Source organism: Novosphingobium sp. SG754, from assembly GCF_013149315.1.
In the GTDB taxonomy this organism is placed as follows: Bacteria; Pseudomonadota; Alphaproteobacteria; order Sphingomonadales; family Sphingomonadaceae; genus Novosphingobium; species Novosphingobium capsulatum.
Genome location: NZ_JABGCC010000007.1, coordinates 33,166 through 48,830, shown reverse-complemented (window position 1 = coordinate 48,830; position 15,665 = coordinate 33,166). Strand labels below are relative to the sequence as shown.

Sequence of the window (15,665 nt, the reverse complement as noted above, 5' to 3'; positions counted from 1 at the left end):
TCGGCCCAGCAGCCTGTCGCATTGCTTAATGATCGTGGCCGGCCGGCACCGGCGGCTGGCCGAGTGCCTCGCCCAGGCGACGGATGGCCGCGATCTTGGCATCGAGCGCGCTCCAGTCATTGTGTTCGGCGATCGGCGCCCAGATGCTTTCCACTTCATCGATCAGCAGGCTGGGCGGGGCGTCTTCCTGCCACAGCGGATGGTCGCTGCCGGTCGGGGCATAGCTCGCCAGTTCGGGCAAGGCATCGGCGCCGCGCCCGCCGCGATGGGCGTGGAAAAACGCGTCCGGTCCGGTCCCGCTGGCGCGCATCGCCGCCTCGCAGGCAGCGATCAGGGCGCTATCGCGTTCCAGCCCTTGCGATGCCACGCCCAGGCGCCAGCACCAGCGCCGCGCCATGGCCGCCTGATAGAGCGGGCCAAAGCGTTCGAGCGCGGCGATCAGCGGCGGCGCTTCCTCCACCAGGCGCAGCGCCACGGCCAATTGGCCGCAGTTCCAGCCGATCACCTCGGGCTGGCGGCCAAAGGCATAGCGGCCAGCCTCGTCGAAATAGGCCGCGACAAACCCTGCGTCCCAGCGCGGCAACCAGCGCCACGGGCCATAGTCAAAGCTTTCGCCCGTCACGTTCATGTTGTCGGTGTTGAGCACGCCGTGGACAAAGCCTGCGACCATATAGCTTGCCGCCATATCGGCCATGCGCGCCACCACCTGGTGCAGCAGCGTGGCCGCCGGGCTGGATCCGGCAGGCGCCGCATCGGGCGCGCCGGGAAACTGCGCCAGGCAATAGGCGATCAATTCGTGCATCTCGGCCGGCTTGTCGAGCGCGAGCAGGCGCTGGAACGTGCCGATGCGGATGTGTCCATGGCTGAGCCGCACCAGCACCGCCGAGCGGGTGGGCGAGGGCTCATCACCGCGCCACAGATTTTCGCCGGTCTCGATCACCGAAAAGGTGCGGCTGGTGTTGACGCCCAGCGCTTCGAGCAGCTCGGTCGCGAGGATTTCGCGCACCGCGCCTTTGAGTGTCAGGCGCCCGTCGCCCCGCCGGCTCCACGGCGTCTGCCCCGAACCCTTGGTGCCCAGGTCGAGCAGGCGGCCCGCGCCATCGCGCAACTGGGCAAAGGTAAAGCCGCGCCCATCGCCCAGGTCGGGATTGTACACCCCGAACTGGTGCCCGTGATAGCGCAGCGCGAGTGGCCCGGGCAGATTGCCGGGCAGCGGCACGAAGCGGCCGAAGTGGGCGAGCCACTCGTCATCGCTAAGGCCATCAAGCCCCACCTGCGCGGCGGCGCGATCATTGCGCCAGCGCAGCACGGTCTGCGGAAAATCGGCCGCCGCCACGCTATCGCCCAGCCAGGGCGCCAGCGCCGCCAATTGCGGATCGGGGCGATAGGGAATGGCTTGACCCGGCAGCGGGCGATCCGACACGGCTTGCGGGACAGGCTCCATTCTTCCATTAGTGGGGTGCTTGCACGCCACAGGCAAGGCGCCTTGTGGCTTAACAGTGATACAAGACACGGGAAAACGCGTTTGCCCATCGCCACATTCGAGATTCGCAGTTGGGCCAGCACCGATGGTTTGCGCCTGGCCTATCGCGCCTATCCCGGCGATGCGGCGCGTCTTCCGGTGATCTGCTTGCCCGGCCTGACGCGCAATGGCCGCGATTTCGAGGATCTGGCGCCGCATATCGCCGCCAGCGGCCGGCGCGTGCTGTGCCCCGATCTGCGCGGGCGGGGGGAAAGCGACTATGCCCGCGATCCGATGACCTATCAGCCGCCGGTCTATGCCCAGGATCTGGCGGGCCTGCTCGCCGCCGAAAAGATCATCCGCTTCATCGCCATCGGCACGTCGCTCGGCGGCATTCTCACCATGGCGCTGGCGGCCGGCCAGCCCGGCCTGGTGGCGGGCGCCGTGCTTAACGATATCGGCCCGGTGATCGATCCGGCCGGCCTGGCGCGGATCACCGACTATGTCGGCCAGGGGCGCAGCTATCTGACCTGGATGCACGCGGCACGCGGCCTGCGCGAGACGATGGGCGATATCTATCCCGATTTCAGCATCGAAGACTGGCTGCGCCTGGCCAAGCGGCTGATGGCCCTGGGCACGGGCGGGCGCATCGCCTTTGACTATGACATGAAGATCGCCGACCCGATCGAGGCGGCAGAGCAGGCGCGCGACGATGCCGCGGCCAAGGCCAAGGCAGAAGGCACCGCCCCGCCGCCTGAGGCCGATCTGTGGCCGCTGTTCGCTGCGTTGACGCCGGTGCCGCTGGTGGTGGTCCACGGTGCCACGTCGGACATTCTCTCGGCTGATACCGCCGCCGCGATGGCGCAGCGCCATCCCGATTGCACGCTGGTGACCCTGCCGCGCGTGGGCCATGCCCCGACGCTGGACGAACCCGAGGCACGCGCGGCGATCGATGCCCTGCTGGCGCGGCTCGACTGATCGCGGCGGTTGCAGGAACCTTGACCATGGATCGCCAAGCCGGCCCGGCCCGCCGCCTGCATGTGCTGCACCTGCATTCCACGTTCGATGCCGGGGGCAAGGAACGCCGCAGCGTGGCGCTGATGAACCGCTTCGGCAATGCGCTCGATCATTCGGTCGTCTCGGCGCAGCCTGGCGCGCTGGGCGCGCGCAGCCTTTTGGCACGCGGGCTTTCGGTGCATTTTCCGCTGGGTTTTCCCCCGCTGGCGGGCAAGCTCGGCGTGCGTCGCCTCCAGACCCTGGCACGCGGCATGCAGGGGTTTGACCTGATCTGCACCTACAACTGGGGGGCGATGGATGCGGTCATGGCCCATGCGCTGTTCGCCCCACTCTATGGCCTGGCGCCGCTGGTCCACCATGAAGACGGCTTCAATGCCGACGAGGCAGAGCGGCTCAATCCCCGGCGCAACTGGTTCCGGCGCGTGGCCCTGGCCCGGGCCAGCGCACTGGTGGTGCCCTCGCGCCGGTTGGAGGCCGTGGCGCGCGATGCCTGGCACCAGCCGGCCGGCAAGGTCCACCGCATTGCCAACGGGATCGATACCACCGCCTATGCCCGCAAGGCGCGCCCCGACGCCCTGCCGCGCGTGATCAAGCGGCCGGGGGAAAAGTGGGTGGGCACGCTGGCCGGCCTGCGTCCGGTCAAGAACCTGCCCCGCTTGGTGCGCGCCTTTCGCGCGCTGCCCGAAGAATGGCACCTGGTGATCCTGGGCGAAGGGCCAGAGCGCGAGGCGATCCTGACCCAGGCGATGGATCTCAACATCGGCCACCGCGTGCATCTGCCCGGCCATGTTCCCGATCCGGCGCTGGCAGTGGGGCTGTTCGATTTCTTTGCGCTGTCGAGCGATAGCGAACAGTTCCCGCTTTCTGTGGTTGAGGCGATGGCCGCAGGCCTCGCCGTGGCGAGCCCGGCCGTGGGCGACGTGGCCGAGATCGTTGCCGCTGACAACGCGCGGTTCATCGCGCCGGTCGGTGATGAAGCGGCGCTGGCCCAGGCCATGCTGGACCTGGCGACGGACGAACTGGCCCGCCGCCGCGCCGGGGCGGCCAACCGCGTTCTGGCCACGCGCGAGTATGATGAAAGCGTGATGGCCGGCCACTATGCCCGCGTCTATGCCGATGCGCTGGGACTGACCCAATTCCCGTGAAGCATCGTTCGTTGTCGCGATGTTGCAGGCGGTTGGCCGCTTAACCATCGGTTCAGCGGGGGACAGCCAGCATCATAGGCGTTGAAAAGGTGGCTCCATCCGCTAAACACCGCGCCCATTCCGTGCAATTCTTGCCCATCCCTTGCTCTCAATCGCCGAAAGCTTAGCCTTGGCCCTTAGACCGAACCGTCCGCAAAACCCGTCCGATCCGCGTGCCGTTGCGCGCGCCGCCGAAGGCAATGTCTTCGCCCGCGAAGTGGACGATGCCCTGCGCCAGGACGAGGCGCTTTATGCGCTGCGCAAGTGGGGCAAGCCGGTTGGCGCGGCCGTGGTGCTGGGCCTGGCCGGGCTGGGTGGCTGGCTGTGGTACAGCAATCACCAGGATACGCTGCGCGGCCAGCAGGGTGAACAACTGACCCAGGCACTCGACAATTTCGAAGCCAAGAACGACAAGGCCGCGCAAGCCCTGCTCGATCCGCTGGCCAAGGACGGCACCCCGGGCAACCGCGCCGCCGCGCAGCTGCTGCTGGCTGGCAAGGCGCAGGACGATGGCAAGGCCGATCAGGCCGCCAAGGGCTTTGCCGCCGTTGCCGCCGACAGCAATGCGCCGCAGGCCTATCGCGATGCCGCCACGGTGCGTGAAGTGGCCATCACGTTTGACAAGCTGCCTCCGCAGCAGGTGATCGACCGCCTCAAGCCGCTGGCCGTGCCGGGCAACCCGTGGTTTGGCAGCGCCGGCGAACTGGTTGGCCTGGCCTATCTCAAGCAGGGGCACAACGATCTGGCCGGGCCGCTGTTTGCCGCCATCGCCAAGGATAAGGACGTGCCCGACACGATCAAGCGCCGCGCGCGCCAGGTTGCCGGCAGCCTGGGTGTCGACGCGGTTGACGATGTTTCGGCAGTTATCGGGCAGGCCCAGTAAGGCTGCCACGGTTTCCCGATCGATCGGGTTTGCATGCATTGCGCGCCGCCGCCCCGCATCGGGCCGCCGGGGCATGACAGGACAAGGAAGACAGGCATGATCCGCATTCCCAGCCAGGGCCACATGGCCCGCCAGCCAGGCGCCGGCACCGATCGCCGCCGGATTGCGGCGCTGGCCCCCGCGGCGGTGCTCGGCCTGGCGCTGGTTCTGGGCGGTTGCGCCGGGCACAAGGGCAAGGTCAAGGCCACGCCCACCGTGGGCGAACGCATTCCCGTGCTGTCGCGGATCGAGGCCGGCACCAAGGTCGATCCCACGCTTGCCAGCATGGACGTGGTCGTGCCCGCGCCCGTGGTCAACACCGAATGGGCCCAGGGCGGCGGCACTGCCAGCAAGTCTTCGGGCCATCTCGCGCTTGCCGATGCCCCGCAAAAGCTGTGGTCCACGCGCATTTCCGGGTCTTCGCCCAAGCAGCGCCTGGCCGCATCGCCGGTGGTGGGCAATGGCACTGTCTTCGTGATGGACACCGAAGGCGTGGTGCGCGCGCTCGATGAAAACAACGGCCACGAAAAGTGGAAGCAGGGCTTCCGTCTGCCCGAAAAGAACGATTCGATCTTTGGCGGCGGCGTCAGCTTTGATTCGGGCAACGTCTACATCACCACCGGCCTTGGCGAAGTGGCCGCGCTCGATGCGGCCGATGGCAAGATCAAGTGGCGCGTAAAGCCTGCCGGCCCGCTGCGCGGCGCGCCCACCGTGGCGTTCGGCGCGGTCTATGTGATGACGCAGGACAACCAGATCTTTGCGCTCAACACTGCCGATGGCACCAATCTGTGGAATCAGTCCGCCTCGGTCACGCAAAGCGGCGTGTTCGGCGTGGCGGCTCCCGCCGCTGGCCAAGGCACGGTGATCGCCGGCTACAGCTCGGGCGAACTCGTGGCCTATCGCTATGAAAACGGGCGGCAGCTGTGGTCCGATGCGCTGGCGCGTACCTCGATCGCCACGAGCGTTTCGACGCTGACCGATATCGATGCTGATCCGATCATCGAACGTGGCCGGGTCTATGCCCTGGGCCAGGGCGGCCGCATGGCCGCCTATGAACTGGTCACCGGCCAGCGTATCTGGGAACTCAACCTCGCGGGCATTTCCACCCCGGCAGTGGCTGGGGAGTGGATCTTTACCCTGACCGACGAAGACAAGCTGCTGTGCATCGCCAAGTCCACCGGCAAGGTCCGCTGGATGAGCCAGCTGCCCCGCTATCTCAAGCCCAAGAAGAAGGAGAGCCCGATCTTCTGGACCGGGCCGGTCTTGGCAGGCAACAAGCTGTGGGTGGCCAATTCGCGTGGCGAGATTTCCACCATCACCGTGGGTGATGGCACGCTGGCCCGCGTGACCAAGGTGGCAGCGCCCGTTACCCTGCCGCCGATCGTGGCTGACAAGACCCTGATCGTGCTGGATGACAGCGGCGAAATCACCGCCTGGCGTTAACCTTCTTCACCGAATTTCCACTTCTGCGCGTATAAGCGGGCGGGTATGACCAAGTCGCCCGCCCACGCCGTTTCGCCCCGCCCTGCCAGCGATGTGTCCGTCTGGGTAGGCTTGGTGGGCCTCGCTGGCCTGCTGGCATGGGTGGCGGTGTGCCGCGCCTGGCCGCAGATCGTCGATGCGCTGGGCTTGCCAGGGCCGCACGCGCGGCTGGCCGGATCGAGCGCGGCGGTGCTTGCCCTCTTGTTTTCCGGCACGCCGATGGTGGCCTGGTCGCTGCTGGTCGACAAGGTTCATCGCCGGCCCTCCACCGGCATCGACTGGACGGCGCCGCGCCCGTTGCGCAGCGTGCTCGATATCTCGATCACCAAGCTGGCCGGGCTCTGGGCCACCTGGGCGCTGATCGCCTTCGTCTATTGCCTGGGGCGCTGGTATTGGCGCGGGCAGTATCTGTTCGCCATGGACCTTTTGGAACAGGCCGCGCCGTTCCTGTTCCTGGGCGCCATTCCCTATGTGCTGTGGCTCGATCGCGTGCTGGTCAACCCGCGCGACGGGGCCTGGCATTTCGGTGCCATGCTGATCGGGCGCGAAGCCTATGACGTGGACCAGGTGTGGCACCACTTGCGCGCCTGGACGGTGAAAGGCTTTTTCTGCGCCTTCATGATCTCGATCCTGCCCGGTGGTTTTGCCGCCGTGGTCGAGGCGGACTGGACCGGGCTGTGGGCCGATCCGGTACGCTGGTCGAACACCGCGATCGAGGCGATGTTCATGATCGACGTGCAGATCGCCATGGTCGGCTATCTGCTGACGATGAAGCCGCTCGATGCGCATATCCGCACGGCCAATCCCTATCTGGCGGGCTGGGTGGCGGCGCTGATGTGCTATCCGCCCTTCGTGCTGATGGGCGGCGGCGGCGTGCTGGACTATCACCAGAACACTGCCGAATGGGCCTATTGGTTCGATGGCCATCCGGCGCTGCTGTGGGCCTGGGGCCTGGCGCAGGTGGTGCTGACGGCGATCTATGCCTGGGCCACGATTGCCTTCGGCTTGCGCTTTTCCAACCTTACGTATCGCGGCGTGCTGACCAACGGCCCCTATGCCTTTACCCGGCATCCCGCCTATCTGTCGAAGAACCTGTTCTGGTGGCTGGTGACGATGCCGTTCCTCGCCACCACGCATTCCAAGGTTGATGCCGTGCGCAACACGGTCACCCTCGCGCTGGTCAGCGCGGTCTATTTCTGGCGCGCCAAGACCGAGGAAAAGCACCTGCTGGGCGAAGACGCCAAGTATCGCGAATACCATGCCTGGATGACCCAACATGGGCTGATCACGCGGCGTCTGGGACGGTTGGTGCGGATGGTTTTTGGTCGGTCGGGCGCGGGTGTCCACTACCCCCCGACCCCCTCCTCTAAAGAGGATGAGGAGGATAAAGCATTAATTTAAAATCCCCCTCCTCTTCAGAGGAGGGGGTTGGGGGTGGTGGGAACCCTAGCGCTGAGCGCTCAAACCGCCACGCCTTCATCGCTTTCGAACACGCGGATGTTGCGCTCGGTCAGGCCCAGGCCGGCGCGCTGCTGTGCCCAGGTGGCCATGTGCGCGGTCTGGAAATGGGCGTCGAGCGCGGCGCGGTCGCGCCACTTTTCGCTGACGTGGATCACTTCGGGATCAAGCGCATCGTGCGAATAGGCATAGGCCAGGCACCCGTCTTCGGCGCGGGTGGCCTCGATCACCGCGCGCATCATTGGCGCGGCGGCAGCGAAGGCGGCGGTCGGCAGGCGAAACGTGCCCATTACCAGGATCATGGGGTGCTATCCTCTCAAAAGCTCTTGGCGGCATAGACCTTGGACAGGTCACCGCCCCAAGCGCCGTGGTACAGATCGAGCAAGCGCTCGGCCGGGGTCTTGCCCGAGGCGACGATCTCGTCCAGCGGCAGGAGATAGCCGGTTTCGTTGTCTCCGGCTGCGTTGAGGCGCCCGCGCGCGGCCAGGCCCGAGCGCGCAATGTCGAGCACGCGGCCGGCGATGTCGCGCAGGGTGCCGCCACCGGGCAGCGGCGCATCGAGGCCCAGCTTGGGCACGCTGGCGCGCAGGATCTCGCGCCCTTCCATGTCCCAGTCCTTGACCAGATCCCACGCCGCATCAAGCGCGCCCTGATCATAGAGCAGGCCCACCCAGAACGCGGGCAGGGCGCAGATCCGGTTCCACGGGCCGCCATCGGCGCCGCGCATTTCCAGGAACGATTTCAGCCGCACTTCGGGGAAGGCGGTGGAAAGATGGTCGATCCAGTCGCTCTTTCGCGGCTTTTCGCCGGGCAGCGCGGGCAGCTTGCCATCAAGGAAATCGCGGAACGACTGGCCGGCGGCATCGATGTATTTGCCATCGCGGAACACGAAATACATCGGCACGTCGAGCATGTAGTCGACATAGCGTTCATAGCCAAAGCCGTCTTCGAACACGAAGGGCAGCATGCCCGTGCGCGCGGGATCGGTGTCTGACCAGATGTGGCTGCGATAGGACAGGAAGCCGTTGGGCTTGCCTTCCAGGAACGGTGAATTGGCAAACAGAGCGGTGGCCAGCGGCTGCAACGCCAGGCTGACGCGGAACTTCTGCGCCATGTCGGCTTCGCTGGCATAGTCCAGGTTGGTCTGGATCGTGCAGGTGCGCAGCATCATGTCCAGCCCCATCGTGCCCACGCGGGGCATATGGCGCAGCATGATCTCATAGCGGCCCTTGGGCATGATCGGCAGATCGCCGCGCGCCTTGTCGGGCCACAGGCCAAGGCCGAGGTAAGCGAGGCCAAAGCGATCGCCGATGGTCTTGACCTGGGCAAGATGGCGCCCGGTTTCCGCGCAGGTTTCGTGCAGGCTTTCCAGCGGCGCGCCCGACAGTTCGAGCTGGCCGGCCGGCTCCAGGCTGACCGCGCCATCCGGGCCGGACATGGCAATGACCTTGCCGCCTTCCATCACCGGCTCCCAGCCGAATTCGGTCAGCGCCATCAGCAGATCGCGGATGCCACCTGGCTCGTCATAGGACGGGGCGGCATGATCGGCCGTGCGATAGACGAATTTCTCGTGCTCGGTGCCGATTCGCCATGCCTCGCGCGGCTTTTCGCCCTTCTGCATGGGGGCGACAAGCTGGTCCCGGCTCTCGATGAGAGGATCGTTGCTATCTGAAACCTGTCTCGTGCTCATGCCCGCATCCGTTAGTGGCCAAACGGACTTTGCGCCAGCGATAAACGTGGGATGAACGATTGCAGGGCGGCAATAATCCCAGGGGTGTGGGCGCGGCGCAAACCCTCACGCGGCAGCCCAGTCCCCCGCAACCCCCATCCACAATCCCAGGCCCGCCACGGCTGCCGTTTCGCCCCGCAGGATGCGCGGCCCCAGGGTAATGGCGTGGGCGGCAGGATGAGCGCGGATCGCGGCGCGCTCCGCTTCGTCAAAGCCGCCCTCGGGCCCAATCAGCAGTGCCGCTGGGCCCTTGTGCGCGGCAAAGGCAGCGGCAGCGGGCGCGCCGCCCTGCTCATCGGCAAAGAACAGCGCGCGCCCGGTTGGCCAGTCGCGCAGCATTGCGTCGAGCTTCACCGGATCGAACAGCGCGGGCAGGGCAGTGCGCGCGCATTGCTCGGCCGCCTCGGTCACGATCGTCGCGGCGCGCTCGGCATTGAGCTTGTCGGCCACGCAGCGCCGCGTGATTACCGGGCGGATCTGGCCAGCGCCCAGTTCGGTGGCCTTTTCCAGCACCCAGTCGAACGCCTGCTTCTTGAGCAAGGCCGGGCACAGCCACAGGTCGGGCACCGCCTCCAGTGGGCGCAACTGCCGCTCGAGCGTCAGCATCATGTCACGCTTGCCGGCGTGTGCCACGCGGGCCACCCATTCGCCGGTCTGGTTGTCGCACAGGATCACCGCGTCGCCCGGCCCAGCGCGCATCACCTTGCCCAGATAGTGTGCCTGCGCGCCCTCGATCGCCAGGCTGGCGCCGTCTTCCAGCCGTTGTTCCACGAACAGGCGCGGGGCAGAGCGGGGCGGCCAGGCGGGGGTGGCGGGCAGATGATCGGTCATGGGCAGCGTTCATAGGCAGCGCCGCGCGCGGCGGCAACACGCGGGCGATCTGTCCCCTTGCGGGCCCGACCAAACCGGCGCAGGAGCATGGCAGCATGACCACGGCAACCGATCAGATCGTCCCTGACAGCGAACATCGCGGGCTGGTGGCCCGCCTGCCGCAGCCCTTGCGCGATTATGCGCTGCTGGCCCGGCTGGACCGGCCGATCGGCTGGTGGCTGCTGTTCTGGCCCTGCGCCTGGGGCGTGTTCCTGGCCGGCGGCGCGCGGCAGTGGCACTTGGTGGCGTGGATGCTGCTCGGCTCCATCGCCATGCGCGGGGCGGGGTGCGTCTATAACGATATCGTCGACGCTGATCTCGATGCGCGGGTCGCCCGCACGGCGCAGCGCCCGGTGGCCAGTGGTCGCGTGCGCAAGAAGGCGGCCTGGGCCTGGCTCGTGGTGCTCGCTGCGGTGGGGCTGGTCGTGCTGCTCCAGTTGCGCTGGCAGGCGCAGATCGTCGCGCTGGGCAGTCTGGCGCTGGTCGCCGCCTACCCGTTCATGAAGCGCATCACCTGGTGGCCACAAGCCTGGCTCGGCCTCGTCTTCACTTGGGGCGCGCCGACCGGCTGGGTGGCGGTGCACGATGGCGACCTCGGCGCACTCGCCGCGCTCTATGCCGGGGCGATGTGCTGGTGCATCGGCTATGACACGATCTATGCCCTGCAAGACCGCGAGGATGACGCCATGGTCGGCATCCGTTCCAGCGCCCGCGCGCTGGGCAGCAAGGTGCGGCCCGGCGTGACTGCATTCTACGCCGCTGCCGTGGCGCTATGGGCGCTGGCGTTCTGGCTGATCCATCCCGATCCCCTCGCGCTGCTCGCGCTGCTGCCGGTGGCGCTGCACCTGGCGTGGCAGGCGCTGAGCCTGGATGTGGACGATGGCGACAACGCCCTGGCACGGTTCCGTTCAAACCGCACGGCGGGTTTCCTGATGGCGCTGGCATGCCTGGTGGTGGGGAGCGCGGGGTAGGCGGACTGAGAGGCTTGGCGAACATGCCCTCCCCCAGCCCCTCCCGCAGGCGGGAGGGGAGCTTGGCGCCAAAAAGCCCCTCCCGCGTGCGGGAGGGGTTGGGGAGGGCATGTTACAGCGCGCGCCCAATCAGTTCGGCCGTGGTTCGACCGGATAAACGATGAAGTCCGGCCGCACAGCCTTCACGGGCGTGTCGCCCATGGCATCCACGGTCTGAACCAGGTCGGCAATCGCGGCGGGCGGCAGCGCCAGGCCGTGTTCGGTCGGGTGCGTGGGCGCTTCCATCGGATAGTCCTGGCCCGGCGTGGTGGTCATCTCGATATGGGTGCCGAGCAAGGCGCGGATCGGGTGTGTCTGGGCAAAGGCGGCCAGGCGATGGGCGCTGGCGCGGAATTCGGCGAAGTGGTTGCTCGGCACGTAGAGACGGCCGGGATAGAGCATGTCACCCGACAAGAGCAGGCAGGTTTGCGGGTCGTAGATCATGACGTGGGCGCTTTGATGACCTGGCGTCGGGATGGCGCGCAGCACGCGGCCGCCAAGGTCCAGCGTGCCCAGGCCGTTGGGCCAGTCGGCCACGTGAAACGCGCGGGCGACATCGGCTGGGGCAAGGCCTACCACGGTGGTATCCGGCCGATCAGCAAATTCGCTGTCGCCGGCATGATGGTCGCCGTGGCTGTGCGAATGGGCCACTGTCAGGTGCAGCGGGCGGTTGCCATGGGCCTGGCGCCACTGCGCGATCACGCGTTCCACTGTGGGCCGCACCATGAGGCCGCCAGCGCCGGTATCGACCAGCAGCGCGCCCTTGCGTCCGAACAGCAGATAGAGGAACGGCGCCTCGAAATTGGTCTTCACCGACTGGCGGATGACGAAGGTATCTGCGTCAACCTGTTGCACCTGCATCTCCGGCTCGCTGGCCGTGGTGCCATCGATCCAGTGCGCGAAGGGCGGGGGATCGAACGCCGGGGCCGCGCCGATCAGCAGCGGCGATCCGGCCATGAGGGCAAGGGGAAGGGCGAGGCGAAAGCGGTGTCGACCAGTCATCCTGCCCGAATGGCACGCGCGGGCGCGCGCGACCATGACGGCGCGCGCCCGCGTTTTTGATCCTGCGCGCCTAAACGGCCGATGCCAGCAGTTCTTCGGCTCCGCCCAGGTCCACGCTGACCAGGCGCGAGACGCCGCGCTCCACCATGGTCACGCCGAACAGGCGGTGCATGCGGCTCATCGTCACGGCGTTGTGCGTGACGATGAGATAGCGGGTCTGCGTTTCGGCCACCATGGCGTCGAGCAGGTCGCAGAAGCGTTCGATATTGGCATCGTCGAGCGGCGCGTCCACTTCGTCGAGCACGCAGATCGGCGCGGGATTGGTGAGGAACAGGCCAAAGATCAGCGCCACTGCCGTCAAGGCCTGTTCGCCACCCGACAGCAGCGTCAGCGATTGCAGCCGCTTGCCTGGCGGCTGGGCCATGATTTCCAGGCCTGCTTCCAGAGGGTCGTCGCTGTCGACCAGCGCGAGATGGGCTTCGCCGCCGCCGAACAGGCGGGTGAACAGGCGGCGGAAATGCCCGTCCACCGCCTCGAACGCGGCGCGCAGGCGCTCGCGCCCCTCACGGTTGAGGTTGCCGATCGAGCCGCGCAGGCGGTTGACCGCTTCGGCCAGTTCGGCCTGTTCGGCCAGGCTTTCGGCCTGGCGCGCCTCGGCCTGGGCGAGTTCGTCTGCCGCCACCAGGTTGACCGGGCCGATCCGCTCCCGCTCGGCCAGCAGCCGCTCGTGCGTGGTGCTTTCGCTGGCGGCATCGCCCACCTCGGCCCCGGCAAAGGCAAAGCGTTCGGGCAGCAGGGGCGGCGGGCATTGAAAGCGCTCGCCGGAAATGCTGGCCATTTCCTGGCGGCGCTGGTCTTCGTGGCTGGCCTGGGCGCTGGCCGTGGCGCGCGCCTCACGCGCGGTGGCCAGGGCTTCGGTGGCCTGGGCGAGGGCCGTATCGGCGGCCTTGCCGGCGGTCTCGGCCTGGGCCAGCGCGGCTTCGGCCTGGGCGAGATCGGTGGAGAGGCGGTTGCGGATCGCTTCGCCCTGTTCGATTTCGGCGATGAGGCCGGCCGGCTTGGCGGCACTGATCGCGCGTTCGGCGGCCAGGTCCTGGGCGCGTGTCGCCATTTGCGCCAAGCGCTTGGCCGCGTCGCCGGCGCGGGCCTGCCAGTTGCGCATGTCGGCCTTCATGCCGCCCAACCGCTCGCGGCCGACGGCCAAGGCCTGTTCCAGGGCGGCATGGGCTGCCATGGCCTGTTGCAGGGCGGTGCGTGCTGTCTGGTGCTGGGCCTGCGCCGTGGCAACGGCGGCGCGGCCTTCCGCCGGATCGGGTAACGCGGCATGGCGGGCTTGGGCGCTCTCTGCCTCGGCCTGGGCTGCCGTGATCTGTTCGGCGAGGGCCGCTTCTTGCCGGGCGAGGTCAGCGGCGCGGGCATCCTGCTGGGCACGTGCCGCTTCGGCCTGATCCACCGCGCGCAGGGCGCTGCGTTCGGCCTCGGCCGCCTGGCCGATCAAGCGTTCCACCCCGCTCCATTCCGCCTGGGCCTGGGCCAGGCCATCGCGCGCCGCATCATGGGCGGCCTGCGCGGCCGTTACCGCTGCGTCGAGCATGGGACGGCGCGCTTCCAGGTCGGCCAGGCGGTTGTCGGCTTCCAGGGCGGCGGCCTCGGCCGCGCCTTCGCCGCGCGCAACAAAGCCGTCCCAGCGGCGCAAGTGGCCGGCGCGGGTGACCAGCCATTCCCCTGGGTTGAGCGCCTCGCCGCTGTCGATTTCGACGGCACGGACCAAGGCAAGCCGCGCCGCCAGTTCCGCAGGGCAGGCGGGCAGGTGGTGCAGCAAGGCATCGGCCAGAGGCGGCGGCGGCGGCCCCCCGGTCCAGAACCGCCCCTCGCCAGCCTCTGGCGCCGGGCCGAGCGGTGCGGTGGCATCGCGGCCCAGCACGGCAGCGAGCGCGCGTTCCCAGCCGGGCGCCACGCGGCAGCCCGACAGCGCCGATGGCCCGCGCCCGCGCGCCGCGGCGGCCTTGGCCCGCGCCGCCTTGTCGCGCGCCAGGGCTTCTGCCTCGCGCGCGACACCGGCGAGTTCGGCGCGCGCGGTGGCGAGGGCATTGGCAGCGCCGTCGCGGTCCTGAGTCAAAGCCTCGCGCGTGGTGGCCAGTTCCTCGCGGCGCAGGCGCTGGGCGGCCAGGGTTGCCGCAGCCTCTTCCCGTCGGCGTTCCGCCTCGGCCAGGGCGAGTGCGGGATCGGGTTCGGCAGCCAGGGCCGCGCGGCGCCCGGCGAGGCGCTGGGCCTCGCTGTCCAGCCGCGCCAGCGCGGTTTGCGTGGCCGCCAGCGCGGCCTGGGCCACGCGCCACTCGGCCTCGACGCCGGCTTGTTGCGCCTGGGCCTGTGCCTGGGCCAGTTCGGCGGCGCGGGCGGCGCGTTCCGCCTCGTCCAGCGCGCCGGCCAACAGCGGGCGGCGTGCTTCGTCGGCCAGCAGGGTGGCTTCGGCGCTGGCCAGGTCGCTTTCCAGCCGGGCCAGGGCCTGTGCCGCCTGCGCGGTCAACTGGTCGGCCTGGGCGCGGTCTTCCTCGATCGCGCGCAATTGCCGATCGATATCCGCCACGCGCTGCTCAGCTGCCTCGAGCTGTGCGGAAAGGGCGGCCATGCGCTGCCCGTGGGCAGAGGCATCCTGGCGGCGATCGAACAGCTCTTCGCGCGCTTGGGCGAGGGCCGTGGCGGCGCTGTGCTGCGCGCCTTGCGCGGTGACGGTGGCGGCCTGGGCGCCGGCGACGGCCGCCTCGGCCCGGGCGGCAGCCTCACGCGCGGCCTGGGCAGCGGCGGCGGCATCGCGCCAGCGGGCAAAGACCAGCCGCGCCTCGGCCACGCGGATCTTGTCGGATACGGCGCGATAGCGCTCTGCCGCGCGGGCCTGGCGGCGCAGCGCGGCGATCTGGCCATCGAGCCCGGCCATGAGGTCTTCCAGCCGTGCCAGATTGGCCTCGGTCGCGCGCAGTTTTTGTTCGGCATCGCGCCGGCGCACGTGCAGGCCGGCAATGCCCGCTGCTTCTTCCAGCATCACCCGCCGCTCGGCCGGCTTGGCGGCGATGACTGCGGCAATGCGCCCCTGGCTGACCAGTGCAGGGCTATGCGCGCCGGTGGCGGCATCGGCAAAGATCAGCCCCACGTCCTTGGCGCGCACGTCGCGGCCGTTGACGCGATAGGCGGAACCGGCGCCGCGTTCGATCCGCCGCACCACTTCCAGTTCGCCGCCCCACTGGCCGTCAGGGTCGGTCTGGGCGGTCAGGGCCACTTCGGCAAAGGCGCGGGCCGGGCGGCTGGTGCTGCCGGCGAAGATCACGTCGTCCATACCCGCGCCGCGCATGGCCTTGGCCGAAGCCTCCCCCATGACCCAGCGCAGCGCTTCCAGCAGGTTCGACTTGCCGCAGCCGTTGGGGCCGACCACGCCGGTCAGCCCCGGTTCGATGCGCAGTTCGGCCGGTTCGACAAAGCTCTTGAAGCCCGAAAGCTTCAACCGCTGGAAATGCATCGCCCCGGCCCCCCTGGC

General features: G+C 68.5%; 12 protein-coding genes. 6 read left to right on the top strand and 6 right to left on the bottom strand.

Translation table 11 applies throughout. The annotated features are described in order from the left end of the window. Positions 1 to 25: 25 nt before the first annotated feature. The gene (locus FHW97_RS16860) at positions 26 to 1,444 is read right to left on the bottom strand and encodes a protein adenylyltransferase SelO family protein (RefSeq protein ID WP_171799314.1); all 1,419 of its coding nucleotides are present in this window, start codon (positions 1,442 to 1,444) and stop codon (positions 26 to 28) included. A gap of 87 nt (positions 1,445 to 1,531) precedes the next feature. On the opposite strand from FHW97_RS16860, the gene FHW97_RS16855 reads away from it, so the two are divergent. From FHW97_RS16855 to FHW97_RS16835, 5 genes are all read left to right on the top strand, one after another. Further along, a complete protein-coding gene (locus FHW97_RS16855; protein ID WP_171799366.1) occupies positions 1,532 to 2,440 on the top strand; it encodes an alpha/beta fold hydrolase in 909 nt (302 codons plus the stop codon). 26 nt (positions 2,441 to 2,466) lie between these two features. Then, positions 2,467 to 3,624: a glycosyltransferase family 4 protein gene (locus FHW97_RS16850; protein WP_253941849.1), complete on the top strand. Its 1,158-nt coding sequence runs from the start codon at positions 2,467 to 2,469 to the stop codon at positions 3,622 to 3,624. A gap of 169 nt (positions 3,625 to 3,793) precedes the next feature. After that, on the top strand, positions 3,794 to 4,546 hold the full coding sequence (locus FHW97_RS16845; RefSeq protein WP_022675023.1) for a tetratricopeptide repeat protein: 753 nt from the start codon (positions 3,794 to 3,796) through the stop codon (positions 4,544 to 4,546). A 123-nt stretch (positions 4,547 to 4,669) separates the two neighbouring features. After that, positions 4,670 to 6,028, top strand: a complete 1,359-nt coding sequence (locus FHW97_RS16840; protein ID WP_022675024.1) for a PQQ-binding-like beta-propeller repeat protein — start codon at positions 4,670 to 4,672, stop codon at positions 6,026 to 6,028. A gap of 45 nt (positions 6,029 to 6,073) precedes the next feature. Further along, positions 6,074 to 7,468, top strand: a complete 1,395-nt coding sequence (locus FHW97_RS16835; RefSeq protein WP_171799313.1) for an isoprenylcysteine carboxylmethyltransferase family protein — start codon at positions 6,074 to 6,076, stop codon at positions 7,466 to 7,468. A 59-nt stretch (positions 7,469 to 7,527) separates the two neighbouring features. On the opposite strand, the gene FHW97_RS16830 is transcribed toward FHW97_RS16835, so the two are convergent. The 3 genes from FHW97_RS16830 to FHW97_RS16820 form a co-directional block, all read right to left on the bottom strand. Next, positions 7,528 to 7,827 (bottom strand): putative quinol monooxygenase, encoded by a 300-nt coding sequence (locus FHW97_RS16830; protein WP_171799312.1) that lies wholly within the window; start codon positions 7,825 to 7,827, stop codon positions 7,528 to 7,530. 14 nt (positions 7,828 to 7,841) lie between these two features. Continuing rightward, positions 7,842 to 9,215, bottom strand: a complete 1,374-nt coding sequence (locus FHW97_RS16825) for a glutamate--cysteine ligase (RefSeq protein ID WP_107717106.1) — start codon at positions 9,213 to 9,215, stop codon at positions 7,842 to 7,844. A 105-nt stretch (positions 9,216 to 9,320) separates the two neighbouring features. Continuing rightward, positions 9,321 to 10,073, bottom strand: a complete 753-nt coding sequence (locus FHW97_RS16820) for a 16S rRNA (uracil(1498)-N(3))-methyltransferase (RefSeq protein ID WP_171799364.1) — start codon at positions 10,071 to 10,073, stop codon at positions 9,321 to 9,323. A gap of 107 nt (positions 10,074 to 10,180) precedes the next feature. Between FHW97_RS16820 and ubiA the strand changes: the two genes are divergently transcribed. Continuing rightward, positions 10,181 to 11,095, top strand: a complete 915-nt coding sequence (gene ubiA, locus FHW97_RS16815; RefSeq protein WP_022675029.1) for a 4-hydroxybenzoate octaprenyltransferase — start codon at positions 10,181 to 10,183, stop codon at positions 11,093 to 11,095. Positions 11,096 to 11,224: 129 nt separating this feature from the next. Here the strand turns inward: ubiA and FHW97_RS16810 are convergent, their stop codons facing one another. Together FHW97_RS16810 and FHW97_RS16805 are read right to left on the bottom strand one after the other, a co-directional pair. Next, positions 11,225 to 12,091 (bottom strand): MBL fold metallo-hydrolase, encoded by an 867-nt coding sequence (locus FHW97_RS16810; protein WP_253941848.1) that lies wholly within the window; start codon positions 12,089 to 12,091, stop codon positions 11,225 to 11,227. Positions 12,092 to 12,206: 115 nt separating this feature from the next. Continuing rightward, on the bottom strand, positions 12,207 to 15,647 hold the full coding sequence (locus tag FHW97_RS16805) for a chromosome segregation SMC family protein (RefSeq protein WP_171799311.1): 3,441 nt from the start codon (positions 15,645 to 15,647) through the stop codon (positions 12,207 to 12,209). Between the last annotated feature and the right edge of the window lie 18 nt (positions 15,648 to 15,665).

Coding starts and splice junctions, on each gene's coding strand:
- FHW97_RS16860 (WP_171799314.1), bottom strand. CDS start 1,444: ATGGAGCCTGTCCCGCAAGCCGTGTCGGATCGCCCGCTGCCGGGTCAA.
- FHW97_RS16850 (WP_253941849.1), top strand. CDS start 2,467: ATGGATCGCCAAGCCGGCCCGGCCCGCCGCCTGCATGTGCTGCACCTG.
- FHW97_RS16840 (WP_022675024.1), top strand. CDS start 4,670: ATGGCCCGCCAGCCAGGCGCCGGCACCGATCGCCGCCGGATTGCGGCG.
- FHW97_RS16835 (WP_171799313.1), top strand. CDS start 6,074: ATGACCAAGTCGCCCGCCCACGCCGTTTCGCCCCGCCCTGCCAGCGAT.
- FHW97_RS16830 (WP_171799312.1), bottom strand. CDS start 7,827: ATGATCCTGGTAATGGGCACGTTTCGCCTGCCGACCGCCGCCTTCGCT.
- FHW97_RS16825 (WP_107717106.1), bottom strand. CDS start 9,215: ATGAGCACGAGACAGGTTTCAGATAGCAACGATCCTCTCATCGAGAGC.
- ubiA (WP_022675029.1), top strand. CDS start 10,181: ATGACCACGGCAACCGATCAGATCGTCCCTGACAGCGAACATCGCGGG.
- FHW97_RS16810 (WP_253941848.1), bottom strand. CDS start 12,091: ATGGCCGGATCGCCGCTGCTGATCGGCGCGGCCCCGGCGTTCGATCCC.
- FHW97_RS16805 (WP_171799311.1), bottom strand. CDS start 15,647: ATGCATTTCCAGCGGTTGAAGCTTTCGGGCTTCAAGAGCTTTGTCGAA.